Raw genomic sequence first — 22,918 nt, 5'->3', positions numbered from 1 at the left:
TCCTTGTCCGCATTTTATTGGCTGGGTTTCTGACCAGGCATCGGTTCAGGGTCTGGCGCAGGTTGTGAAGCAGGTTTGTCGTCGGGTTGCTGCATCTGCAGGGAGGGTTTGCTTTGGTCGGCATCCTTCGCCGGGTGATCGTTGTCCCGGTCAAAACAGCCACCCAGCAAGCCAAGCGCGCCCACCAGGGTTATCAGAGGGATCAATCGCATGGGGTTCTCCTTCTGTGCAAAATCGCAGTGCCCGATCACCCGGGCACTGCGTAGCCTCACTTACGAACGGCCGCCCTTGCGGCCCGATTCGCTGGTACGGCCACCACCGGAGTGCTGGCCGCCCTTGCGCCCAGCTTCGGAGGCTTTTTCGCGGTCATTGGCAAAGTTGCCCGGGTTCTTGTTGCCACCCTGGCTGCCTTGCTGGTTGCCGGTGCGGCTGTTCTCTTTGTTGGCCATGGTCTTAAACCTCGTATGACTTCGGAATGCACGGCATTACCTGCCGTACACCTGTTGGGAGTTCAGTCATTTCGGCGGATTCGGTTTAATGCGAAGCGTTCTGACCAGCGGCATTAAATAAGCGGCATCAGCATATTTGGCGCGCCTGTCAGTCGCGCGATAGCGAGCCAGCTGGATCTGCCGATGGCAACGCAGTCGAGGTGGGAGCAACTGTCTTGGAAATCTCTTCAAGCCAGCACTGGCCCTTGTAGGAGCGGCCTTGTGTCGCGATGGGCCGCGCAGCGGCCCCGGCAATCTTTGCTGCGAAGCTGAAAACCTGGGGCCGCTTCGCGCCCCATCGCGACACAAGGCCGCTCCTACAGGTATTTGCCCATGGCTTGAGGCCGGTGTGGTCGAGGTGGGAGCTGGCTTGCCGGCTTCTGGCGGCCAGCAAGCCCAAGCTGGATGTTTAGCGATCAGGCTTGTAGCAGCAGGCGCAGGTCGACACCCGTCTCGCTCATGGGCGGGCACCAGTAATACCCACCGGTCAGTGGCCGGCTGAAGCGGTACAGGCCGTCGATGATGCCGTCCTCCAGGCCGCTCATGCGCCGCAGCTGTACCTCGAACGCATCGAAGCTGTGCCCCAGAGCCACGAAGGCCAGGCCAGCGCCGCGTTGGTCTGCCCAGGCCACCGAACGACGGACCATGAACGCCTCTGGTTCGAAGCTTTCCTGGGCCGTGCGCTTGACATGGGCCGACTCGGGGGCGTCATCGAGCTCTTCGTTGTCGCTCAGGCGGCGACCGATGATGTTGTCCTGGTCGGCCTGGGGCAGCGACTTGAAGTACTCGAGGTCGTGCTTCCACAACTGGAACGCGGCAAAGCTTGCGCCATCGGCGCCAATGGCCGCCTGCACGGCCGCTTCGTCCACCGGGTTTTCGGTGCCGTCTTCATAGCCGGTCAGGTCATGGCCGCCGCGGTGCAGGAAGCCGTCGACGCTATCGGCCAGGCGCAGGGCCGGAGCCAATGCCAGCTCCAGGGCCTGGGCCCGCAGCAGCAGGTCGCCCCGCTCGTTGCCACGCAGCCACAGCCACAGGGCGTGTTGGGTACTGGGGTTCTCCACTGCAGCATCCAGCTGAGGGAAGGCGCGCAAGCCAGGTACCTCACGGCCCAGGGCCTTGGCCAGCGGGGCGCCGACACCCAGGATCAACTGTACGCCATCGACCTGCGGCAGCAAGGCATCCAGGGCGGCAGGCAGGGCCTCGGGCGACTGCAGGGCGAAGAACAGGTGACGGGCGTGAGCCGGCACCGGGGTGGCAAGCAGACCTTGCTGGAACGGCATGACAGGAAAATCCTTGGTAAAAAAAGGAATGCTACTGCGCCTGCAGGCCCACTGCAACGCGGCATACAGCCTCGCCAGCCGCTGCGCTTGGTAATAAACGGTTACCAAGTGCTGGCGCTTTGCAATTAGCTATCAATCAGGGCCGACCTACACTCCTCCCGATCCTTCGCCCGAGAGACCGCCCATGACCGCCTCGCCTTTGCTCACCGCCTTTCTGCCGCTGGCCCTGGGCATCATCATGCTTGGCCTCGGGTTATCACTGACCCTGGCCGACTTTGCTCGCGTGGTGAAGTACCCCAAGCCAGTGGTGACAGGCCTGGTTTGCCAGATCCTGCTGCTGCCGCTGGTGTGCTTCCTGATCGCCAACGGCTTTGGCCTGGAGTCGGCCCTGGCGGTGGGGCTGATGCTGCTGGCCGCGTCGCCAGGCGGCACCACGGCCAACCTGTTCAGCCACCTGGCCCATGGCGATGTGGCATTGAATATCACCCTGACGGCGGTCAACTCGCTGATCGCTATCCTGACCATGCCACTGTTGGTGAACCTGTCGCTGAGCTGGTTCATGGCATCGGACCAGGCCATACCGCTGCAGTTTGCCAAGGTGATGCAGGTGTTCGCCATCGTCCTGCTGCCGGTAGCGCTGGGCATGCTGATTCGCCGCTTCGCACCCGCTTTTGCCGCGCGCATGGAAAAGCCGATGAAGCTGGTGGCCGCGTTGTTCCTGGCGTTCACCATCGTTCTGGCGCTGGCCAAGGACTGGCAGACCGTGGTTGCGTACGCGCCGGTGGTAGGCCTGGCCGCGCTGCTGTTCAACCTGCTGAGCCTGGGCGTAGGCTACTGGGTGCCGCGCCTGCTGAACATTCCCAAGCGCCAGGCGATTGCCATCGGCATGGAGATCGGCATACACAACGGCACCTTGGCGATTGCCCTGGCATTGAGCCCTTCGCTGCTGAACAACGCCACCATGGCGGTGCCGGCGGCGCTGTACAGCCTGATCATGTTCTTCACCGCAGCGGCGTTTGGCTGGTGGGTGAGCCGCGGGCATGTGGCGGCGCAGCCCAAGGGGGAAACGGTTAACTGATGGCCTTTGCAAGCGCTCCACGTACCCTGTGGGAGCGGGTTCACCCGCGAAGAATCCAACCTTGTGCGTGGCACCGGCTGCGCCGGTGTTTGCGGCTGAAGCCGCTCCCACAGGGTCTGTGCTGACTCAATGGGTCATATGCAGTTCCATCATGGAGGGCTGCTCACACGAGTCAGATGCAAGTCCCTGTCACGACTGGCTGCGCTTACGCCGCAACTGCTGCTTCAACACCTTCAACGGCGGTGCATAGAAAAACCCGAACGACACACTCCCCGTACGCCCTTTCACCGCATGGTGCAACCGGTGCGCGCGGTGCAGGCGCTTGAGGTAGCGGTTGACCGGCCGTGGCTTGCGTGGCCAGTGCCGGTGAAAGAACCCATCATGGGCCACGATATACAGCACGCCATACCCCGCCACCCCGCCGCCCACCCACTGCAAGGGCGCATGACCACCCTTGCCCAGGGCCACCAGCACCGTAGCGATCAGCCCCAGGGCCACCAAGTACAGGTCATTGGTTTCGAGCATGCCCAATTGCGGCTCATGGTGCGAGCGATGCAGCCACCAGCCCCAGCCATGCATGATGTACTTGTGAGCCAGCGTGCCAACGCCCTCCATGGCCACCAGGGTGCCGAACAGTACGGCGAGATTGAACAGCATGGAACGGTCCGGGGGATGGCAAGGGAAGGCGCAAGGGTACCGATTGCCCGCGTTTTTTTCCATGCAGGCGTGACCGGTTGCAGGCCCGGTGCGGATGAACCCATTGTCATGTTTTCACCCTTGACCTGGCCTGCGACGGGGCGTAAGGTCCGCGACGCAATTTTGCATCCCTGAACAGGAGCCCTGCATTGGACAGTAGCCCCAGTCGCATGCGACAGGCCCACGTGGCGCGCTAGTCAGGTAGTGTCCTGCACTGTCTGGCCGGCCTGGCAAGACGGTGGTTTCTTGTAACCCTCCTTTTCTTCCTTCCCCTCCATGGTCCTGCGCATTTTCTGGTTTTTCAACCACGCCAGCTGATGGCGTTCATGCGGGCGCGTGCCCGTGGAAGAGGTTTGCTATGGATTGGAAAGTATTTCTGCTGCGCGTCAGCATCGCTTTGCTGCTAGGGGCGCTGATTGGCGCCGAGCGTCAATTGCGCCAGCGCTTGACCGGGCTGCGCACCAATGCACTGGTTAGCACCGGTGCCTCCCTGTTCGTGCTGATGACCCAAGCGGTGCCGGGCATGGCGCCGACCGACGCATCGCGTGTCGCCGCGTATTTGGTGTCGGGCATCGGTTTTCTCGGTGGCGGCGTGATCATGCGCGACGGGTTCAACGTGCGTGGCCTGAACACCGCCGCCACTCTGTGGTGCACGGCCGCGGTCGGCGTATTGTGCAGCCTTGGGCTGCTGCTGGAAGCGACGCTGGGTAGCCTGGCGGTGCTGTGCGCCAATATCCTGTTGCGCGATATTGCCCAGCGCCTGGACCGCCAGGACGTGGTGCCGGCCAGCGAGGTAGAGCAGCATTTCGAGGTGCGCATCGTCTGCCGCGCCGAGGACGAGATCCAGGTCCGCAGCCTGATGTTGCAAAGCCTGGGCGACCCGCAGCTGAGGCTGCAGTCACTGCACAGCGAAGACCTGGCGAACCCCGCACGCCTGGAAGTGCGCGCCGAACTGCTGGGCACCGCGCAGGCGCCAGCGCAACTGGAGCAGTTGGTCAGCCGGGACAGCCTGGAGAAAGGTGTAAGCTCGGTGCGCTGGCAATTGCAGCCGCAGGTACTGGCTACAGACTAGAACGAAAGGACTTCTTCATGCGCATTCGCCCTACCCTCGATCAAGACATTCAATGGCTACCGGGCGTCGAACGCTCGGCTGCGCAGGCCTTTGCCGCCTGGCCGGCACTGGCCTGGCTGGCGCAGGGTGACGTGATGGATTGCGAGGCACACCGGGCGTTTGTCGACGCAGGCGGTAGCTGGGTGGTCGAAGACCTGGATGGGTGCATTCTGGGGTTTGCCTGTGCCCGGCTCGAGGCTCAGGCGCTGCACCTTCATGAAGTTTCGGTACGCCTGGAGGCCCAGGGGCAAGGTGTAGGGCGCAAGCTGCTGCTGCAGGTGGCCGATGCGGCGCGCCAGGCGGGGGCGCGGGAGCTGACCTTGACCACCTTTGCCGATGTGCCGTGGAATGCGCCGTTCTATGCGCGGTTGGGGTTCGAGGTGATTGATGAGGGGCTGCTGGATGCTCGCTTGCAGCAGATTCTGGCCCGCGAGCGTGCCCATGGGCTCGAGGGCCGTTGTGCGATGCGCCTTGGTGTAGATAACTAGACCCCGGGGCCGGTACAGGCAACCCGGGCTTTCATTCATTTACACCCACTACCGAACTTTCTGCCAGGCAATACCCATCCCGCCCCTGGCGCTTGGCCTGGTACAGCGCCGCATCCGCCGCGGCCATCAGGCGCTCGGCCGTCACCCCCTCTCGCGCCAGGTCACCCACAGCAATCCCCGCACTGAACGACACCCGGCCAAGTGGGCTGCCCACATGCTCCAGCAGCTGCCGGCGCAACAGCTGTTGCACCTCCTGCACCAGCAGCTCCGCCCCGCGAGCATCGGTATCGGGCAGCAGCAGCGTGAACTCCTCGCCACCATAGCGCACAGCCAGGTCGGCCGGCCGCTTCAGCGCCTGCTGCAGCACCTCGGCAAAGCGCCGCAGGCACTGGTCGCCCGCGGGGTGCCCATAACGGTCGTTGTAGGCCTTGAAGTAATCCAAGTCGAGCATCACCAGCGCCAGTGGATAGCCCTTGCGTCGTGCCCTGCGCAGCTCCGACTCGAACACTGCATCCAGCCGTCGGCGGTTACCCAGGCCGGTCAGGCTGTCGGTCAGTGCCAGAGCCTTCAGGGTCTGATGTGCCTGGTGCAGCGCCCGCTCGATGACAATACGCTCGCGCAACTGGCGCAACACCACGCCACCAAAGGCCGCCAGCCCCACCAGCAACAGCAGCAATACCGCCACCGACTTGATCGCATCGTGCCGCCAGGGCGCGACGATCGACTCCCGCGACAAGCCCGCTTCCACCACCAACGGGTAGCTGGCCAGTGCGCGATAGCCATACAGCCGTGGCGTGCCGTCCACCACCGCGACCGCTTCGGCCACCCCTTCGCTTGCATGCGGCAGGTGAATGCGGAAAATCTCACTACTGCTCAGGCTGCGGCCCACCACCTGCTCGACGAACGGCCGCCGTACCAGGATGGTGCCGTCGCGCTTGGCCAACACCAACGCGCCGCGTTCGTCGATCTTGAAGTCACCGTAGTAGCGCACGAACCACTCCACCTTGATGGTGCCCAGCAACACCCCGGCGAAGCTGCCATCGGCATATTGCAGGCGCCGTGAAATGGGGATGATCAGGTCGCCAGTGGAACGGCTGCGCACCACCGAGCCGATGTGTATCCCACGGTCGGGATGGTCGCGGTGGTAGACGAAGTAGTCGCGGTCGGCATTGTTGGCATTGGGCGGGACTACCTCCTGATCAGTAACGATCCAGCTGCCATCCGGACCATACACGAACAACCCGTGCAACTGCGGCATTATGCTTTTCTGTTGGACCAGCAAGGTATGCAGGCGCGGCCGGTCGATATGCTCGAAGCCGTCGCCTTCCAGGCGCTCGGCCAGCGCCGCGGTAATGGCGTCGACCTGGCGGATGGCGTCTTCGGCATGCTGCGCCGTGGCCCGGGCCAGGTTGGTGACCATGTTCTCGGCATTGGTGAAGGCGTGCCGGTAATCGCGCCAGATACGCCAGCCTTCCACCACGACGAAGGCCAGCATCACCACCAGCATGAACGCCAGTACCAGGCGGAAAAGCGCCACGGCGCGGCCCTCGCCGGTTAGCGCGAAGAGCCCGTCTTCATCCTGTTTCCTGGCTGCACACATTGAAATCCCTAGCCATACCGCGTTCGCCGCCTTTCACTATAGTTGAGCACCATCTGCACGCAGCCGGCCAGGAAAAAGATTAAACCTTTGCCCCCCGTTCACCCTCAACCGTACGCGACACTGAGGTCGCGCCACGGTTTAAGGAGTGAAGCATGAGCAGTCTCTTCATCAAGCGCGTCGGTTTTTCCATGGTATTGGGCTTGGCATCGGTACACGCGATGGCGGCAAGTTCCGATGACTTCGTCGAAGCGGCCACCGAGGCCGGTATTGCCGAAGTGGTAACCGGCAAGCTGGCTCTGGAAAAAACTCAGAATGCCGAAATCAAGACCTTCGCCCAGCAGATGGTCACCGACCACACGCAAGCCAACCAGAAGCTTGGCGACATCGCTCGCAAGCTCGACATTTCCGTACCTGACGAAGCGGCCATAACCGACAAGGTCAAGAAAATGATCCTGGAATGGCGGGAGGAGTCGTTTGACAAGTCCTACGTCAACAACCAGGTCGACGCTCACGAAAAGGCGGTGGAGCTGTTCAAGAAGGAAGCGGCATCGTCCGACAAGGCTGAACTGAAGGCCTTCGCCAGTGAAACCCTGCCCAAGCTCGAACAGCATCTGGAGCATGCCAAGGCGCTTCAGGCCAAACACGGCAAGTGAGGCCCGCCATGAGTAACGATGCATTGAAAGCCGAAGTGCTGACTCGCCTGCTGCACGCACACCCCCAAGGGCTGGGCAAGGAGGTGCTGGACAACTACCGGGGCGAGAAAGCCGTTGCCGGCATGCTGAAAACGCTGCAGGAGGCCGGTTTGATCCAGGATGGCAGCGTGGCGGTTGGCAGCGACCACCAGATCAGCGTGAACTATCCGATCAAACTCTCGGCTGCGGGCGTGGAGGCAGCCAGGCAGGCAGAGCCCTGAGTCGTGTGAGCGGGGCTTGCCTGGCCAAGGGCTCGAGCCAGCCTGCCCCGAGCAATGCCGTCTTGATCGCAGGGGCCGCTGCGCGGCCCTTTGCGACAATGCCAACTTCATGGGTGTTTTTCGACGTCCCGCGGTGGCTTGGCAGGCCCTTGCGGGTCGACTTGTGGATCTTCCACATCGGGTGAATCGGGATCGAAACCCAAGTCCTCGCTTCTGTTCGCCTGCTCGGACGAATGAGGTCCTTGGGGATGTTTGCCTGGCTGTTCTGGTTCGGGCATGAGGCTATCTCCGGTGAGTGTCTAGGGAAGAAACCACCGGCGGTGAAAAGTTTGATTAATCTGCATTCACAGCTAGCCGAGCGCGGCATTCAACCAACGCTTGATCACGCTCCTTCAGTTGTTCCTCGAGCCGCTGGAGTTGCCGAGCCTGTTCCGCGCACAATTCGCGCCTGGTCTCCAGGCTCTGTGCCTGCATATCCAGCTGCCGGCGCATTTCCTCGCTGGCACCCTGCGCCTGGGCCAGGATCGTGCGCAAGCCCTGAATCTGCGCATCACGCTGCTCCAGCAATTCATCCTGCGCCCTGCAGGCGCTGGCGGCCTGGCGATGTTCACCCAGCAAGCGCTCGTTGTCGCGGTGCAGGCGGGTCAGCTCGTCCTGTTTGACGATCATGCCCTGCTGCAGTTGACGCACCTCCACCTGCACTTGTTGCAGCTGCGCTTCGTGGCGGCGCTGTTCCTGCTCACGTTGTTCGCGGCTGGCGTTGCGGTAGTGCTCCAGCGCATCGCGGGCATGACGGTGCTTGTCTTCCAGTGACTTGACCTGCTCGTCCTTGTCGGCCAGGCGCACCTGCATCTCGCCCAGCGACTGGTTGAGGCTGGCACTGCGCAGCTGTTCGGCCTGCAGGGTGCTTTGGGTGGAAAGCAGTTTTTCCGATTCGGCGGCCAGTGCGGCCACATCGATCTGATGCTGTTGATGCGCCGCAGCCAGTGCCTGCTGGGCAATGGCCAGTTGTGACTCCAGTTGTTCGCGCTGCCGAGTGAAGGCGCTTTCGGCCTGCTCGATCTTCAGGTCGGCCTCGTCCTGCAACTGGGTGGCCAGTTGCCCGACCATTCGGCTAAGCACGTCGCTCAGCGCAATGCCGCCCTCGGAGGCCACAGGCTGCTGGCCGTTCAACTCTTTCAGGTAGCGGTGAATCGTGGTCTTGGAGCCGGTGTTACCCAGCTCGATACGTATCGCATCGATGCTGGGGTTTTCGCCCCGGGCAATCAGCGCCTGACGCGCCTGCTGCACTACAACCTTGTTTATACCGCCCCGGGCCATGCTTGCTCCTACGATTTTGTACCGTGTTATGTACCATGTAATTACATACCAATTATGGCGACAAGCAATTGCCCGTGCAAACATTTCCTATGGTGGAATAATCACGGCTTATCGCATGTGAGTAGGTCATGGAGGCTGTGCAAGGGGATAAAACAGTACGCCAGACAGCAAAGCGCCCCGCTCGGCTTCAAGCCGGCGGGGCGCTGCAAAACGCTGACGCAGCTAGCGTCAGGTGAAGTGTTCAACCCTGGCAAGCGTTGTACGCATCAGCACCTTGCCACCGCGTACCGACACCAGCGCATGCCCCTGGCTGCGCACCATCTCGTAATCGTCTGGCGCAGACAGTAGCAACAGGTTCGCCGGCCGCCCCACCTCGATGCCGTAGCGCTCACCCAGGTTCAGGGTGCGGGCGCTGTTGTCGGTGATCAGGTCCAGGCAGCGCTGCAGGTCTTCGTAGCCAAGCATGTGGCAGATGTGCAGGCCGGCTTCGAGAATACGCAGGATGTTGCCGTTGCCCAGCGGGTACCAAGGGTCGACGATGGAGTCCTGGCCAAAGCACACGTTCATACCAGCCCGGTCGAGCTCGGCCACGCGGGTGACGCCGCGGCGTTTCGGGTAGTTGTCGAAACGCCCTTGCAGGTGAATGCTCTCGGTCGGGCAGGACACGAAATTGATACCCGACTGCTTGAGCAGGCGAAACAGCTTGTAGCAGTAGGCATTGTCGTACGAGCCCATGGCCACGGTATGGCTGGCAGTTACCCGGGGGCCCATGCCGCGCACTCGCGCCTCTTCGGCCAACACTTCGAGAAAGCGCGACTGCGGGTCGTCGGTTTCGTCGCAATGCACATCCACCAGGCAGCCGGTACGCTCGGCCAGTTCCATCAGGAACTTCACCGACGACACACCCTGGTCGCGGGTGTTCTCGAAATGCGGGATGCCACCTACCACATCGGCACCGATGGCCACCGCCTCGGTCATCAGCGCCCGGCCGTTCGCGTACGATTCGATACCCTCCTGGGGAAAGGCGACGATCTGCAGGTCCAGCAGGTGGCGCACTTCGTCACGCACTTCGGCCATGGCCTTGAGCGCGGTCAGGGTGGGGTCGGTGACATCGACATGGGTGCGCACGTGCTGGATGCCATGCTCCACCAGCATGCCGATGGTCTTTTTCGCGCGGTTCTTGATGTCGTCGTGGGTGGTGATCGCCTTGCGCTCGGCCCAGCACTCGATCCCTTCGAACAGGGTGCCACTCATGTTCCACCGCGGCTCGCCGGCGGTCAGCGTGGCGTCCAGGTGAATGTGCGGTTCGATAAACGGCGCTACCACCAGGTTCTGCCCCGCGTCCAGATCATCGGCAGCGCGCACTGCCACCCCTTCTGCCTGGGGCAGAACGGCGGCGATGCGTTCGCCGCTGAGCTCGATGCGGAACAGGCCAGGCTTGCCGCGCAGGCGTGCGTTGATGATGTTCATGATGCGTCTCCCTGGGCTTTGCGAGTGGCCCTACCAGCATAGTGGCCCAAGCCTTGTGGTATTTGCTACCGGCCCTATCGCCGGCAAGCCAGCTCCCACGTTTTGCGCAGGCCTCAGGGCTGTGGTTTACCTGTGGGAGCGGCTTTAGCCGCGAAGAGTCCAACGCGGTGCATGGCACCGGCTGCGCCGGTGTTCGCGGCTAAAGCCGCTCCCACAGGGTCCCTGCTAATTCAATGAGTTATGTGCAGTTCTATGAGAGCTGGCTTGCCGGCGATAGGGCCGATGCAGGGCAGCAAATCAGGCTCCGTCCAACCCCATCTGCCAGAAATCCGCCTCCAGGCTGGACGCCTGGCCGAAAATCCCCACCAGCTCGGCGAACCGCTGCTCGGTCATGCTTCGTGCCGCCAGTTCATCCAGGTGCTTGCGCGCCGCCGCTGCAACACCTTGGTAGCCCTCCCCGGCATATTCGCCGATCCATTCGCGGTACGGGTGATTGCTCAAATCGCCGATGCGCTCGGCCAGGGTTCGGCCGATCTCGGCATAGCCGATCACGCACGGCGCCAACGCCACATGCAACTCCAGCAGGTCACCCGCTGCACCGCAGTCCAGCACATAGCGGGTATAGGCAACCGTGGCCTGGTGTTCAGGCGCGGCCTCGATATCGGCCTGGGTCAGGCCCCAGCGTGCACACAGCCGCAAGTGCAGCTCGGTTTCATCCAGAATCGCCCCCAGCCCGGCCTGTGCGGCGCGGATGTCGGCCGGGCGACGGCTCTTGTAGGCGGCCAGCGCCCAGGCGCGGGCGAACTGGATGAGGAACAGGTAATCCTGTACCAGATAGGTACGGAAGGCGGCTTCGCTCAGCGTACCCTCGCCCATCTGGCGCACGAATTCGTGGTCGATGTAGCTGTTCCATTGCCGCGTGGCGGCAGCCTTGAGGCGGTCGAAGATATCCATGCTCATTTGTCCTCCGGGTAGACGGCATCGAAGAAGGCAAGCTCCAGTGCCACGGTGCGCTGGTAGAAGTCACCCGCCAGCGCGGCATCCTGCGGCCCGACGCGGTCGAGTTCGGCTTGCAGGAAGGCAACGAAGTCCTGGAATGCCGGGTTGTCGTGCAGGGTGATCCATTCGGCGTGGACGAAGTTGTCCGGCATCGGTTTTGGCGCCTTCAGCGCCCAGTCCAGATACAGGCCTTCGGCGACGTTGAGCACCGCCAGCGCGGCTGCATAGGAACGGGTGGCCGCCGCTTCGCGCATGATCGCCTTGAAACCTGCGGTCGGCACGGTGTCGGCCGGCTCGCTGCGTTGTGCAGCACTAACCCCAAGGGCCTCGAAGGCGCGCAGGAAGTAGGTGTTCTCGTCACTGCAGATCATCCCGGCAAAACGACCGAAGCGCAGGCGCGCCTCGAAGGTGTCGGCAGTGGCGATGGCTGCGCCCAGCAGGGTCAGGAAGCTGTCGAGGAAGCGGTGGTCCTGCACCAGGTAGTCAACCATGATCGGGTCCGGCAGGCTGCCGTCGCACAATTGGGTGACGAAGCGATGGCCAACGGCCGCCGACCAGGTCGGCTCGCTGCGGCGGCGCAGGGACTGGCTGAAACGTTCGGTCATGTTGCTGTCCTTGATGAGGGTGACAGCGAGACCGCGATGGTTGGCATGGACGGGGCCTCGCAGTGAGGCCGGCAAAAAGGCAGGTTTCAAGTCCCATCCCTTCGCCGGCATGATCCGGATCAGGTTCGAAGGGTCACCGCGCTGCAGCATCCAGCGGTTTCTCAGCCCGTTGCCAGGCTCCCCTTGGTGGCGCTCAGGTATACCCCAGGGCGCCGCTGCTGTCACCACCCAATCTGTGGGCAATGGGGGACCCACTAGTGGGGACCTTCACCCGTTTTTGACGCTACGGTATTTAGCGCACATCAGGCGCCACAAGGATTTGTTTAGAAACACATTCCTCGTGTTTGGGTTGGCATACCCATTGCTCCAGCCCCAGAAACGGGCAAAAAGCCATTGATGGCCGCAAGCCATGCTGTCGCGAACGAGGCAAAAGGCAATGAAAACACCTGCCGTGATCCACCCTGCCAGGCACGCATTCCAGCTTTCCACCCTCACCACGTTGATGCTCGGCCTTGGGCTGGTCACGGCTACGGCAGCTCCACTTGACGACAACAGCATGCCACCGCCAACCGACCCGTCGGCCTACACCAACCAGCCGGCTGACCCGACCCAGGCCTTGCTGGACCTGTACAACATGCCAGAGGCAAATCGAGGCTCACTCGAACTGACCGATGGAGCGTATGGCAACCGCGACACGGTACGCGCCAACAACGTGCTGCCGCCGGCCCTGCAGACCGACAACAAATACCCAACCAACGGCAAGCCCAGCCCGCTGTTCGGGGCGCTGCCGTTTACCCAGCAGTTACTGCTGTTCGAGGAGTTCGGCACGGAAAGACTCGACCCCACGCTGCCGGCGCCGCCCCTGACCTTCCCGGTGCCCACCCTCGGCGCAGCACCGACGCAGGACCCTGATGTGGTGGCCCGCAGCGGCCCTAGCGGCACGGCTCTGGAAGCCTTCCTCAAACAACCGGGCCTGTACCCATTCCCGACCCAGTATTCCAACGTGCTCGACCGCAACCCCTGGAAAGCGCAGATCGAGATGTTCCTCAACCGCCAGCCGGTCGGTTCGCCTGCGGAAGGCCGGCCGCCAGGAAAAGGCTGGTCGCACCAGCGCTGGAACGAGTTCTATCCGCAGGCAGGGTTCAAGACTGCCCAGGCCGGTGCGCGCATCAATCTCGGCCTGCGTGACCGCAAGCAACTGCACAACTATGCGGTTGGCGAGTTTGCCCCGGGCGGCCTGTACTACCAGACCTCAGATATCCCGAACACGCTGGGCACCACCAAGGGCATCGACACCCGCTTCCACCCGAAAATGCCACTGCAAAACCACAAATCGCTATGGACCTTCGACGGGACCTTCCCACCCAAACTGCTGATGGCGCGCTATGGTCAGCCGATCCTGATGCGCCATTACAACGCCCTACCGATCGACCCATCGGCCAACAACGGCTTTGGCCTGCACACACTCTCCACACACGAACACAACGGCCATTCGCCGGCCGAGAGCGACGGCTTTGCCAATGCCTATTTCTTCCCCGGCCAGTACTACGACTACCGTTGGCCGTTGCAGCTGGCCGGCTACGACACCATCAACACCCGCGCCCAGGACGCGCGTGCGGCGTTCCCCTGCTCGCCGGGGGAAACCCTGTTCGTCAATGACGCCTCGCCAGGCCTGAAAACCTGCCAGAACGGCAGTATCAAGATCCGTGGTGACTGGCGCGAAACCATGAGCACTCACTGGTTCCACGACCACATGTTGGATTTCACGGCGCAGAACGTCTACAAAGGCAACGCCGTGATGATGAACTACTACAGCGCCCTGGACCGCGGCAACGAGGCCCTGCAGGATGGCGTCAACCTGCGTTTCCCCAGTGGTTCGGGCATGCCGTGGGGCAACCGCGACTACGACGTCAACCTGCTGATCGCTGACAAGGCCTGGGATGCCAAGGGCCAGCTGTGGTTCAACCCGTTCAACACCGATGGCTTCCTCGGCGACCAGATCCTGGTCAACTGGCAGTACCGGCCTGTGCTGAAGGTACGTGCTCGCAGCTACCGCTTCCGTATCCTCAACGGCTCGGTGTCACGCTACTTCAAGTTCGCCGTGGTGCGGGAAATTGCCGGTACCAGTGGCGAGTTCAAAGGCCCTACCGGCTCCAACCTGTCGTATGCGCGGGTGCCGTTCCACATGATCGCCAACGACGGCAACATCATGGAACACACCGTGCCGTTCGACGGCACGCTGGACCTCAACGGTGACGGCAACCTGCAGGACAACAACGGTATCCTGCCGCTGCAAGGCATCGCCGAGCGCTACGACATCATCATCAACTTCGCCAAGAACGGCATCAAGGTCGGCGACAAGCTGTACTTCGTCAATCTTGAGGAGCACCAGAGCGGCAAGGGCCCGGAAGGCGCCATCGCGCTGGCCGACGTGCTGTCGGAAAAGTACAAGCCGGTGATCAAGTACACCAGCAGCGGCCCTCGCTGGGAAAACGGCGACCCGGCAATCGGCAGGTTCCTGCAGCTTGTGGTACAGCCCTACAGCGGCCAGGACCTGAGCATGAATCCAGCAGCCTATGAGCCCGCCAAACCAGGCAAGGCCGCAGGCATGAAGATGCTGCCGCTGCCGATCGACCGCAACTCTGCCGCCGACCAGGCCAAGCTCAAGGCTGCCCGCCACCGCGAGTTCATCTTCGGTCGCTCCGACGGTACCGACACCCAGCCCTGGACCATCAAGACCGACGGCGGCTTTGGCTACGCCATGGACCCACGGCGCATCAGCGCGGCGCCACAGCTGGCCCAGCAGTCCACCGACGGCGGTTTCAGCGGCGACGGCACCCTGGAAGTGTGGAGGATCATCAATGGCGGCAATGGCTGGAGCCACCCGGTGCACGTGCACTTCGAGGAAGGTGTGGTCCTGAGCCGCGACGGCAAGGCACCGCCAGAATGGGAAAAATGGGCACGCAAGGACGTGTATCGCATCGGGCCGGACATCGACTCTTCGGAAGAAGTGGAAGTGGCGATCCGCTTCCGCGAATTTGCCGGTACCTACATGGAACACTGCCACAACACCCAGCATGAAGACTCGTCGATGCTGCTGCGCTGGGACCTGGAGCACCCCGGCCAGTTCCAGGTGATGCCGACCCCGCTGCCGGGCTGGGATGGCGTGGAGTATGTGGCTTCGGTTGGCCTGCCGACCTTCCGCACCCAAGACCATGACGACGACACGGCCAACAAACCTCCGGTCGCAGCCAACGACAGCGCGGCTACCACGGCCGGCAAGCCGATCACCCTGAATGTGCTGGCCAACGACACCGACCCGGAAGGCAACCTGCCGCTGACTGTCGTCGGCCTCAGCCAGCCAGACTCTGGCCAGGGCAACACCAGCACCGATGGCACCAGGGTGACCTACACGCCGCCGGCCTCTGTCCCCACGCCGTTCACCGCCAGCTTCAACTACACGGCGCGTGACGCCAAGGGCGCCGAATCGGTAGCACCGGCCACGGTCAGCATCGCGGTAGGCTCGGCAGTGGTAAGCGACCAGATCCAGGTCACCAGTGCCACGGTACAGGTACTCAGCAGCAACCGTTTCACCTGGGAAATCACTGGCACTACCTCGGTGGCCTCGGGCAACAGCATCACCGTGACCGCGGCCACTACCGGCGGCCCGGTGAACCTGGGCATCGCCACAATGACCGCCACGGGCAGCGGTGCCAGCTGGCGGTTGGTGGCAACCACCTCGGGCTACGGCCCGGCCACGCCAGCGACGGTCACCGTGAAGTCGGCGCTGGGGCAGAGCGTGACCGCGCCAGTCAGATACAAGTGAGGTAAAGCGGGGGCCGCTGTGCGGCCCCCAACCCCGTTATCGACGAGGACTGCTTCATGTCCGGTTCATGGCGCTTCCTGCTGGTGCTCTCGCTGTTCGCCGCCAGCATCCCGTTCTGGCCGTTGCAACCGCAGCACCCCGTGGCCGAGGAAGCTGCAACCCCCTGGGGGGCCGATTACTTCCCCAACATCCCCCTGCTCACCCAGGACGGTGAAAAGGTGCATTTCTTCGACGACCTGATCAAGGACAAAGTGGTTGCCATCAACTTCATCTTCACCGGCTGTTCCGACTCCTGCCCGGTGGAAACCGCCCGCCTGCGCCAGGTGCAGAAAATCCTCGGTGACCGGGTCGGCAAGGATATCTTCCTCTATTCCATCAGCATCGACCCCTACAACGACACCCCCGCCACCCTCAAGCGCTACGCCGAAAAGTTCGGTATCGGCCCCGGCTGGACGCTGCTCACCGGCGAGCCGGCCGATATCGAACAATTGCGCCGCAGCCTGGGCCTGTACATCGATGGACTGGAAAACGGCCGCTCCAAGGACCACAACCTGAGCCTGATCATCGGCAACCAGGCCACCGGCCGCTGGATGAAAGCATCGCCCTTCGAAAACCCGTACATCCTCGCCGACCGCCTGGGCAACAGCCTGCACAACTGGAAACAGGCCAGCGCCATGGCCAATGACTACGCTCAGGCTCCCAAGGTGCGCACCCCCAGCAGTGGCGAGCAGCTGTTCCGTACCCGCTGCTCGTCCTGCCACACCCTGGGCAACGCCGAGCCAGGGCAAGCCGGCATCGGTCCCGACCTGCTGGGCGTGACCCGCCAGCGTGATGCCAACTGGCTGACCCGCTGGCTGAAGGAGCCCGACCAGATGCTGGCACAGAAAGACCCGCTGGCCATGCTGCTGTACGAACAGTACAACCGCGTGGCCATGCCCAACATGCGCCTGGGCGATACCGAAGTCAGCGCGCTGATGAACTACATGGAGGAAGAAACCGCACGCCTGCAGACACCCCTGGCAGATAAGGGAAATCCTTAAAGGCAATTAGCCATCAGTCATTAGGCTGTCATCTTACTGTCGTATTTTTCGACCCATCACCCAGGGTCGGGAACTATCAGCAGTGATTCGCCGTTCGCTTTCATCCGCCAGCCTTCTGCGGCTGCTGATTTTGATGCTCTGTGCAGCCACCCTAGCCTTTCTCTGGGGGCTGCACGTTTCGCAGAAGGCCGCCGCCCGCCAGGATGCGCTGTCGGCCAAGGCCGCCGAGCACCTGAACCTGGCCAGTATCGTCGGCGAAAGCCTGCGCCAGCTGGTAGATCGCGCCCAGGCCGTGGGCCGGGTTACCCAGGACGACATGAAGGTGCTGCGCAAGGGCAGTGTCAGCCTGGCGCGGATGCTTGCCGAAGACCCGGTATTCAAGCGCATGAGCCTGTACGACCGGCAAGGCCGGCTGTTGTCGGCCAGCCACGCCGACGAAGCGGCCGAACTGCCCGAAGACTGGTTGCGCCAGCTGCAGCGGCACGTTGCCCGCTACGGTTTCAAGCCGCTTCTACCCAGCGTGCAGGCGCCCGGCCAGCCAGCCACCCTGCCCAACTGGCGGCTACCCTTCCTGCTGCCGCTGACCAATCTGCCCGGTCGCGAAATCGACAATATCCTGGTGGTGCAGCTGGACATCGGCTACCTGGCGGTGCTGCTACAGCACATCGACCTGGGCAGCAGCGGGCTGGTGCGCCTGTTGCAGGATGACGGCCTGGAGCGGTTGCGCATCGATAGCAGCGGTGTGGTGGTGGCCGGTGACGCACTGCTGCCCAAGCTACCGGAAAGCGGCAGTGAAACAGGCATGCTGACCCAATACGCAGCCGGCGACCCGTACCAGAGCCTGTACCGGCGCCTGCCCGAGCGGGGTTTCAGCGTGGTGGTCAGCCAACGTCAGGACGAAATACTCGCGCCCTCCGCGCTGGCCTATTCCCGGCAGTTCTGGCTGAACCTGAGCATGACCCTGATGATCCTCGCCAGCCTGCTGTGGACCTTGCGCCTGTTGCACAAGCGCCAGGAGGCCTTCTGCGCGCTGGAACAGGCCCAGCAGGTCAACCAGCAGTTGATCGGCCGGCTTGAGGACGAACACCGGCGCAGCAGCCATGCCGCAGCCACCGACCATCTCAGCGGCCTGCACAACCGCCGCCAGTTCGTCGAGGTGGCCGGCCAGGCGCTGACCCGGCAGCGCGGCAAGCGCCGGCTGATGGCGATTTTGTTCATCGACATGGACCGCTTCAAGTCGATCAACGACTCGCTCGGGCACAAGATTGGCGACCTGCTGCTGCAGGCCGTGGCCGGGCGCATCCAGCGCCTGCTCGAGCCCGGCGACGAGGCTTCGCGCTTTGGTGGCGACGAGTTCGTGGTGCTGCTGGCCGGCGAGCGCAGCGAGGAACAGATCAATGCCTGGGTCCGCGTACTGGTGCAGAAGCTGTCGGCCACCTATGCGCTGGACGGCCAGGAGGTCAACACCAGCCCCAGCGTGGGCGTGAGTATCTGCCCACGCGATGGCCAGGACATCGACAGCCTGATCCGCAGTGCCGATGCCGCGATGTACTCGGCCAAGCAGGCCGGGCGCGCGCAGTACCGTTTCTTCGACCCGTCGCTGAACCGGGCCGACATCCACGCCTTCACCCTCGAGCAGGCCTTCGGCAGCGCCCTTGCCGAGCGCCAGTTCGTGCTGCATTACCAGCCACAGATCCGCCTCGACACCCAGCAGGTGCTGGGCTACGAAGCGCTGGTGCGCTGGGACCACCCCGAGTTCGGCCTGCTGTACCCGGACCGGTTCATTGACCTTGCCGAGCGCAGCGGCTTCATTGTCGAGCTGGGTTGGGAGGTGTTGCGCCTGGCTTGCGAGGCCTTGTCGGCTTGGGACGCCCAGGGCCGGGAGACACGGCTGGCGGTCAATGTATCCGCCCTGCAGCTGCGCCAGGCGGACTTCGCTGCACGGCTATTGAGCAAACTGCAGCTGTACGCCCTCGCCCCGCAGCGGCTGGAGCTGGAAATCACCGAAACCACCATTCTCGACGCCGAAGGCACGGCGGTGGCACACCTTCACACCCTGCGCGACGCCGGCCTGGGCATCAGCCTGGACGACTTCGGCCGCGGCTATGCCGGCTTCGCCCACCTGTACTCACTGCCGCTGAGCAAGCTGAAGATAGACCGCTCGCTGATTGCGCCGCTGTCCAACAGCCACGACGATAGCCCGATCGTGTCGTCCACCATCATCCTTGCCAAACGCCTGGGCCTGGAAGTAGTGGCCGAAGGCGTGGAAACCCGCGAACAAGTGGTGTGCCTGAAGCTTGCCGGCTGCGATATCGCCCAGGGCTACCACTTCAGCCGGCCGCTGTCGCCGGCGCAGCTGCGGGAGTACCCGCTGTTCAATGGTGTCGAGGACAAGGCCTGCGTGTAACGCGAGCTCTGGCCGGGAGCAGCGGATGAGTGATGCATCCTTGGCTCGCCAGATTGGGGCGGCTTCGCAGCCCATCGCGACACAAGGCCGCTCCCACAGGCTCAGCGCTGGACCTTCAGGCAGCGCAACCCTCTGGGAGCAACTGTCTTGCCCCATCAGGTTGCCTCATTGGCTGCTCCTACTGATCCTGTGCATGCCTGGAAGTCGGTGCTGATAATGTGGGAGCGGCCTTGTGTCGCGAAAGGGGCGCAAAGCGCCCCCGACAATCCCGCCAGCATCGCAGCCAGGACAGGCAATCCATTTCGGTTTATCGTGTGCCTATCACCCACCGACACCCGCACCATGACCGACATCGAGCGCTACCTCCGCGCCGCCACCCGCGACAACACCCGGCGCAGCTACCAGGCCGCCATCGAGCATTTTGAAACCCACTGGGGCGGCTTTCTCCCGGCCACGGCCGAGAGCATCGCCCGCTACCTGGCCGACCACGCCGACCAGCATGCCGTCAGCACGCTGCGCCAGCGCCTGGCGGCGCTCAGCCAATGGCACGTCGCCCAAGGTTTCCCCGACCCGACCAAGGCGCCGCTGGTGCGCCAGGTACTCCGCGGCATCCGCACCTTGCACCCGACACCACCCAGGCAAGCCGCGCCGTTGTTGCTGCAGCACCTGCAAAGCGCAGTGGAGTGTTTCGAAGAAGAAGCCCGCCAAGCCCGGGAACGCCATGACCTGGCCACCCTGCGCCGGGCGCGTCGCGACGCTGCACTGCTTTTGCTGGGTTTCTGGCGTGGTTTTCGTGGCGATGAACTGGCACGCCTGCGTGTGGAGCACATCCAGGCCGAGGCCGGTGTCGGCATCACCCTGTTCCTGCCGCGCAGCAAGGGCGACCGCGAAGCCCTGGGCGTACAACACCGCACCCCGGCGCTCAAGGCCTTGTGCCCGGTCACGGCCTACCTGCAATGGCTGGAGGTCGCCGGCATCGCCCATGGGCCGGTGTTCCGCAAGCTCGACCGCTGGGGCAACCTCGGCGACACCGCGCTCAACAGCAACAGCCTGGTCGGCCTTCTGCGGCGCATGCTGGAGCGCGCCGGGGTACCGGCGGCGCTGTACACCGGCCACTCGCTACGCCGTGGCTTCGCCACCTGGGCCACGGCCAACGGTTGGGAGCTGAAGGCGCTGATGAGCTATGTGGGCTGGAAAGACGCCAAGTCGGCATTACGCTACATCGACGCAGCGCAGCGCTTTGGCGAACTGGCCGTGCTACCGGCCAGCCAGGTGCAAAAGCTTATTCCTTGAAAGTGTGGCGGCGGATGCCGCCAATTGCCGGGCTGATGGCATACAGGTCGCCTGCATCAGGGTAATGGTGCAGGTCTTCGGCACTCATGCCGAAGCGCGCGGTGCTGATGAACAAGGTATTCATCCCCTCCCCGCCGAAGCAGCAACTGGTAGGGCACGGTACTGGCATCAGCACCTGGTCGGTCAGTTGGCCATGGCGGTCATAACGCAGCAGGCAACTGCCATGGTATTGGCACACCCACAGGCCGCCTTCGCGGTCCAGTGCAAGGCCGTCCGGCCGCCCCAGTTCGGCAGGGGTTTCGGCAAACAGTGTGACCGCGCCAAGCCGGCCTTCGGCCAGATACCTGGCGCGGTAGATCGAGCGCGCCGCCGAATCGACGAAGTACACCGTGTGGCCGTCCTGCGACCAGGCCAGACCGGTGGGCAATGCCATGTCGTCGTGGATCACCTGGTCAGTCAACTTCCCGTCAAAGCGGAACAGCGCCCCGGTGTTGCCGCTCAGGGCATCGTCCATCAGCCCGGTCACGAAGCGGCCCTGCGGGTCGCAGGCGCCGTCATTGAAACGGTAGGTCGACCGCGGGTGAACCGAAACCGAATGCCGGCGCACCCTGCGCAACGACACATCGAAGATGGCCACGCTGGCGTCTTCGGTGAAAATCAGGTTGCCCTGGTCGGTCAACGCTAGCGCGCCGATGCGTGCCGCGGATTCGTACAGGCACTCGGCTTGGCCATCGGGTATCAGACGGTTGATGCGCCCGCCAGAGATATCGACGAAGTACAACGCCCCGCTGCCTTCATCCCAGACCAGGCTTTCGCCCAGGTCGGCGCGGGTGCTGGCGACGTTGACTGGCACGTAGCTGCACGCCTTGAGGCGGTTGCGCAGCTCGTCCACCTCAGCCACCGTCATGGTACAGGCCAATCCCAGGCCCTGTGCGGCGTCGGTGAAGGCCGCGACGTTGTCGTGGAAAGGCTCTGTGACGGGCATTTGCTGATTACCTTCGATTTTCCTCTCTACGATAACAACAAAAAAATCAATGACCAAGCGCGGGCTGCGGCTGACTGCAGCGGTCGATCAGGTTCGCGTTGCGCAGCGCCACAGCCGCCCGATATCACAAGCTCGCGCCTGCAACAGCTCAGCGGCATTGGCGCATGCCTGCTCCAGGCTCATCGGCCCGCTGGCCAAGGCAAAGGCGGCATCGACACCATGGGCATACAGCTGCTGGTAGCCTTCACCCAAGGTCCCGGCCAGCACCACCACCGGTACCCCATGGCGCTTGGCAACCCGGGCCACGCCCATCGGCGTCTTGCCACGCAAGGTTTGGGCGTCGAAGCGCCCCTCGCCGGTCACCACCAAGGCTGCGCCCTGCACCAAGGTATCCAGGCCGGCCAGTTCGGCCACCACTTCCACCCCGGGGCGGAACTGCGCGCCCATGAATGCCCGGGCCGCGAACCCCATGCCGCCGGCAGCGCCGCAGCCAGGGTAGTCGCGCACATCCTCCCCCAGCAGCTGCGCACAATGGTCGGCAAAATGCCCCAGGGCCTGGTCCAGTGCCTGCACCTGCTGTGGGTTGGCGCCCTTCTGCGGGCCGAAGATAGCCGATGCGCCATTGGCACCACACAGTGGGTTGTCGACGTCCGCTGCGACTTCGAACTGCACCTCGGCCAGGCGCGGGTCGAGGTCGCTGGCATCGATGCGGGCCAGCTTGGCCAAGGCCAGTCCACCCTCCTCCAGTGCTTGCCCGTCGGCGTCCAGCAGGCGCAGGCCCAGCGCGCGCAACATGCCGCTGCCCGCGTCGTTGGTGGCACTGCCGCCGATGGCCAGCACTATCCGTTGCGCGCCTGCGGCCAGGGCGGCGGCAATCAGCTCGCCGGTGCCCCAGGTGCTGCTGCGGCAGGCATCGCGCTGGCCGGTCGGCACCAGCTGCAGGCCACTGGCCTGGGCCATTTCAATGATGGCCGTGCGGCTTTGCGGCAGCCAGCCCCAGCCCGCCTCCACGCTTTGCCCCAACGGCCCGCGTACGGTCTGACGACGCAGTTCGCCGTGGCTGGCGGCGAGAATCGCATCCATGGTGCCTTCGCCACCGTCGGCCATCGGGCACTCGACCAGCTCGGCCTCCGGCCAGGCCTCGCCCAGGCCCGCCGCGATGGCGCGTGCGACACCGGCAGCGTCGAGGCTGTCCTTGAACGAGTCGGGGGCAATGACGATCTTCATGGGCTTTCTCCTGTCCTGATGAGCGGCATGCTGACAGGTGACTGGCAAGGAGGCCTCGGTCAAATGCACAAAACGCTCGGCGGGTTGTTTGG

At 63.6% G+C, this 22,918-nt stretch carries 21 protein-coding genes and 1 riboswitch; of the genes, 9 read left to right on the top strand and 12 right to left on the bottom strand.

Annotated elements, in window-relative coordinates; translation table 11 throughout:
- Positions 1-14 precede the first annotated feature (14 nt).
- From RIN61_RS25215 to RIN61_RS25205, 3 genes are all read right to left on the bottom strand, one after another.
- Entirely contained in the window at positions 15-212 is a 198-nt protein-coding gene (locus tag RIN61_RS25215; protein ID WP_112254018.1) for a hypothetical protein, read from the bottom strand.
- A gap of 60 nt (positions 213-272) precedes the next feature.
- Positions 273-449, bottom strand: coding sequence for a con-10 family general stress protein (locus RIN61_RS25210; protein WP_085625022.1), 177 nt, complete (start codon positions 447-449; stop codon positions 273-275).
- A gap of 455 nt (positions 450-904) precedes the next feature.
- A complete protein-coding gene (locus tag RIN61_RS25205) occupies positions 905-1,768 on the bottom strand; it encodes a Dyp-type peroxidase (RefSeq protein ID WP_112254017.1) in 864 nt (287 codons plus the stop codon).
- A 184-nt stretch (positions 1,769-1,952) separates the two neighbouring features.
- On the opposite strand from RIN61_RS25205, the gene RIN61_RS25200 reads away from it, so the two are divergent.
- On the top strand, positions 1,953-2,846 hold the full coding sequence (locus RIN61_RS25200; protein ID WP_112254016.1) for a bile acid:sodium symporter family protein: 894 nt from the start codon (positions 1,953-1,955) through the stop codon (positions 2,844-2,846).
- 189 nt (positions 2,847-3,035) lie between these two features.
- Here the strand turns inward: RIN61_RS25200 and RIN61_RS25195 are convergent, their stop codons facing one another.
- Entirely contained in the window at positions 3,036-3,503 is a 468-nt protein-coding gene (locus RIN61_RS25195; RefSeq protein WP_215520881.1) for a sterol desaturase family protein, read from the bottom strand.
- Positions 3,504-3,900: 397 nt separating this feature from the next.
- Between RIN61_RS25195 and RIN61_RS25190 the strand changes: the two genes are divergently transcribed.
- Together RIN61_RS25190 and RIN61_RS25185 are read left to right on the top strand one after the other, a co-directional pair.
- Positions 3,901-4,614, top strand: a complete 714-nt coding sequence (locus RIN61_RS25190; protein WP_313854841.1) for an MgtC/SapB family protein — start codon at positions 3,901-3,903, stop codon at positions 4,612-4,614.
- A 17-nt stretch (positions 4,615-4,631) separates the two neighbouring features.
- Entirely contained in the window at positions 4,632-5,141 is a 510-nt protein-coding gene (locus RIN61_RS25185) for a GNAT family N-acetyltransferase (RefSeq protein ID WP_112254013.1), read from the top strand.
- Between the two features lie 31 nt (positions 5,142-5,172).
- Here RIN61_RS25185 and RIN61_RS25180 read toward each other — a convergent pair whose 3' ends face one another.
- Positions 5,173-6,741 (bottom strand): sensor domain-containing diguanylate cyclase, encoded by a 1,569-nt coding sequence (locus tag RIN61_RS25180; RefSeq protein ID WP_207879005.1) that lies wholly within the window; start codon positions 6,739-6,741, stop codon positions 5,173-5,175.
- 152 nt (positions 6,742-6,893) lie between these two features.
- Between RIN61_RS25180 and RIN61_RS25175 the strand changes: the two genes are divergently transcribed.
- Positions 6,894-7,394: a DUF4142 domain-containing protein gene (locus tag RIN61_RS25175; protein ID WP_085692579.1), complete on the top strand. Its 501-nt coding sequence runs from the start codon at positions 6,894-6,896 to the stop codon at positions 7,392-7,394.
- Positions 7,395-7,402: 8 nt separating this feature from the next.
- Positions 7,403-7,654 (top strand): hypothetical protein, encoded by a 252-nt coding sequence (locus tag RIN61_RS25170; protein WP_112254011.1) that lies wholly within the window; start codon positions 7,403-7,405, stop codon positions 7,652-7,654.
- A gap of 107 nt (positions 7,655-7,761) precedes the next feature.
- On the opposite strand, the gene RIN61_RS25165 is transcribed toward RIN61_RS25170, so the two are convergent.
- The 5 genes from RIN61_RS25165 to RIN61_RS25145 all read right to left on the bottom strand — a co-directional run bounded on the left by RIN61_RS25165 (position 7,762) and on the right by RIN61_RS25145 (position 12,048).
- Complete coding sequence (locus tag RIN61_RS25165; RefSeq protein WP_220087594.1) at positions 7,762-7,932, bottom strand: DUF6021 family protein; 171 nt, start codon at positions 7,930-7,932, stop codon at positions 7,762-7,764.
- A gap of 55 nt (positions 7,933-7,987) precedes the next feature.
- On the bottom strand, positions 7,988-8,974 hold the full coding sequence (locus RIN61_RS25160; RefSeq protein ID WP_215520882.1) for a DNA-binding protein: 987 nt from the start codon (positions 8,972-8,974) through the stop codon (positions 7,988-7,990).
- A gap of 228 nt (positions 8,975-9,202) precedes the next feature.
- On the bottom strand, positions 9,203-10,444 hold the full coding sequence (gene codA / locus RIN61_RS25155; protein ID WP_313854832.1) for a cytosine deaminase: 1,242 nt from the start codon (positions 10,442-10,444) through the stop codon (positions 9,203-9,205).
- Positions 10,445-10,741: 297 nt separating this feature from the next.
- The gene (gene tenA, locus RIN61_RS25150) at positions 10,742-11,404 is read right to left on the bottom strand and encodes a thiaminase II (RefSeq protein ID WP_313854830.1); all 663 of its coding nucleotides are present in this window, start codon (positions 11,402-11,404) and stop codon (positions 10,742-10,744) included.
- Positions 11,401-12,048: a TenA family protein gene (locus tag RIN61_RS25145; protein ID WP_252378528.1), complete on the bottom strand. Its 648-nt coding sequence runs from the start codon at positions 12,046-12,048 to the stop codon at positions 11,401-11,403. The genes tenA and RIN61_RS25145 overlap by 4 nt, the downstream gene beginning before the upstream one ends.
- A 79-nt stretch (positions 12,049-12,127) precedes the next feature.
- Positions 12,128-12,242, bottom strand: a riboswitch (TPP riboswitch).
- Positions 12,243-12,484: 242 nt separating this feature from the next.
- Here RIN61_RS25145 and RIN61_RS25140 point away from each other — a divergent pair.
- The 4 genes from RIN61_RS25140 (at position 12,485) to RIN61_RS25125 (ending at position 20,614) form a co-directional block, all read left to right on the top strand.
- A complete protein-coding gene (locus RIN61_RS25140; RefSeq protein ID WP_313854827.1) occupies positions 12,485-15,874 on the top strand; it encodes an Ig-like domain-containing protein in 3,390 nt (1,129 codons plus the stop codon).
- Positions 15,875-15,930: 56 nt separating this feature from the next.
- Positions 15,931-16,914: an SCO family protein gene (locus RIN61_RS25135; protein WP_112254006.1), complete on the top strand. Its 984-nt coding sequence runs from the start codon at positions 15,931-15,933 to the stop codon at positions 16,912-16,914.
- An 82-nt stretch (positions 16,915-16,996) separates the two neighbouring features.
- Positions 16,997-19,321, top strand: coding sequence for a putative bifunctional diguanylate cyclase/phosphodiesterase (locus tag RIN61_RS25130; RefSeq protein WP_313854824.1), 2,325 nt, complete (start codon positions 16,997-16,999; stop codon positions 19,319-19,321).
- Positions 19,322-19,663: 342 nt separating this feature from the next.
- Complete coding sequence (locus tag RIN61_RS25125; RefSeq protein WP_207878988.1) at positions 19,664-20,614, top strand: site-specific integrase; 951 nt, start codon at positions 19,664-19,666, stop codon at positions 20,612-20,614.
- Here the strand turns inward: RIN61_RS25125 and RIN61_RS25120 are convergent.
- Positions 20,604-21,521, bottom strand: a complete 918-nt coding sequence (locus RIN61_RS25120; protein WP_243432404.1) for an SMP-30/gluconolactonase/LRE family protein — start codon at positions 21,519-21,521, stop codon at positions 20,604-20,606. The genes RIN61_RS25125 and RIN61_RS25120 overlap by 11 nt on opposite strands.
- A 165-nt stretch (positions 21,522-21,686) precedes the next feature.
- Entirely contained in the window at positions 21,687-22,826 is a 1,140-nt protein-coding gene (locus tag RIN61_RS25115) for a glycerate kinase (RefSeq protein ID WP_112254002.1), read from the bottom strand.
- Positions 22,827-22,918 lie beyond the last annotated feature (92 nt).

Origin of the sequence: Pseudomonas inefficax (assembly GCF_032164165.1) — a bacterium.
In the GTDB taxonomy this organism is placed as follows: Bacteria; Pseudomonadota; Gammaproteobacteria; order Pseudomonadales; family Pseudomonadaceae; genus Aquipseudomonas; species Aquipseudomonas inefficax.
This window is presented reverse-complemented; position numbering and strand designations above follow the sequence as displayed.

What these genes read in the sequence shown, in the direction of transcription:
- RIN61_RS25215 (WP_112254018.1), bottom strand. Translation starts at nt 212, where the DNA reads ATGCGATTGATCCCTCTGATAACCCTGGTGGGCGCGCTTGGCTTGCTG.
- RIN61_RS25210 (WP_085625022.1), bottom strand. Translation starts at nt 449, where the DNA reads ATGGCCAACAAAGAGAACAGCCGCACCGGCAACCAGCAAGGCAGCCAG.
- RIN61_RS25205 (WP_112254017.1), bottom strand. Translation starts at nt 1,768, where the DNA reads ATGCCGTTCCAGCAAGGTCTGCTTGCCACCCCGGTGCCGGCTCACGCC.
- RIN61_RS25200 (WP_112254016.1), top strand. Translation starts at nt 1,953, where the DNA reads ATGACCGCCTCGCCTTTGCTCACCGCCTTTCTGCCGCTGGCCCTGGGC.
- RIN61_RS25195 (WP_215520881.1), bottom strand. Translation starts at nt 3,503, where the DNA reads ATGCTGTTCAATCTCGCCGTACTGTTCGGCACCCTGGTGGCCATGGAG.
- RIN61_RS25190 (WP_313854841.1), top strand. Translation starts at nt 3,901, where the DNA reads ATGGATTGGAAAGTATTTCTGCTGCGCGTCAGCATCGCTTTGCTGCTA.
- RIN61_RS25185 (WP_112254013.1), top strand. Translation starts at nt 4,632, where the DNA reads ATGCGCATTCGCCCTACCCTCGATCAAGACATTCAATGGCTACCGGGC.
- RIN61_RS25180 (WP_207879005.1), bottom strand. Translation starts at nt 6,741, where the DNA reads ATGTGTGCAGCCAGGAAACAGGATGAAGACGGGCTCTTCGCGCTAACC.
- RIN61_RS25175 (WP_085692579.1), top strand. Translation starts at nt 6,894, where the DNA reads ATGAGCAGTCTCTTCATCAAGCGCGTCGGTTTTTCCATGGTATTGGGC.
- RIN61_RS25170 (WP_112254011.1), top strand. Translation starts at nt 7,403, where the DNA reads ATGAGTAACGATGCATTGAAAGCCGAAGTGCTGACTCGCCTGCTGCAC.
- RIN61_RS25165 (WP_220087594.1), bottom strand. Translation starts at nt 7,932, where the DNA reads ATGCCCGAACCAGAACAGCCAGGCAAACATCCCCAAGGACCTCATTCG.
- RIN61_RS25160 (WP_215520882.1), bottom strand. Translation starts at nt 8,974, where the DNA reads ATGGCCCGGGGCGGTATAAACAAGGTTGTAGTGCAGCAGGCGCGTCAG.
- codA (WP_313854832.1), bottom strand. Translation starts at nt 10,444, where the DNA reads ATGAACATCATCAACGCACGCCTGCGCGGCAAGCCTGGCCTGTTCCGC.
- tenA (WP_313854830.1), bottom strand. Translation starts at nt 11,404, where the DNA reads ATGAGCATGGATATCTTCGACCGCCTCAAGGCTGCCGCCACGCGGCAA.
- RIN61_RS25145 (WP_252378528.1), bottom strand. Translation starts at nt 12,048, where the DNA reads ATGACCGAACGTTTCAGCCAGTCCCTGCGCCGCCGCAGCGAGCCGACC.
- RIN61_RS25140 (WP_313854827.1), top strand. Translation starts at nt 12,485, where the DNA reads ATGAAAACACCTGCCGTGATCCACCCTGCCAGGCACGCATTCCAGCTT.
- RIN61_RS25135 (WP_112254006.1), top strand. Translation starts at nt 15,931, where the DNA reads ATGTCCGGTTCATGGCGCTTCCTGCTGGTGCTCTCGCTGTTCGCCGCC.
- RIN61_RS25125 (WP_207878988.1), top strand. Translation starts at nt 19,664, where the DNA reads ATGACCGACATCGAGCGCTACCTCCGCGCCGCCACCCGCGACAACACC.
- RIN61_RS25120 (WP_243432404.1), bottom strand. Translation starts at nt 21,521, where the DNA reads ATGACGGTGGCTGAGGTGGACGAGCTGCGCAACCGCCTCAAGGCGTGC.
- RIN61_RS25115 (WP_112254002.1), bottom strand. Translation starts at nt 22,826, where the DNA reads ATGAAGATCGTCATTGCCCCCGACTCGTTCAAGGACAGCCTCGACGCT.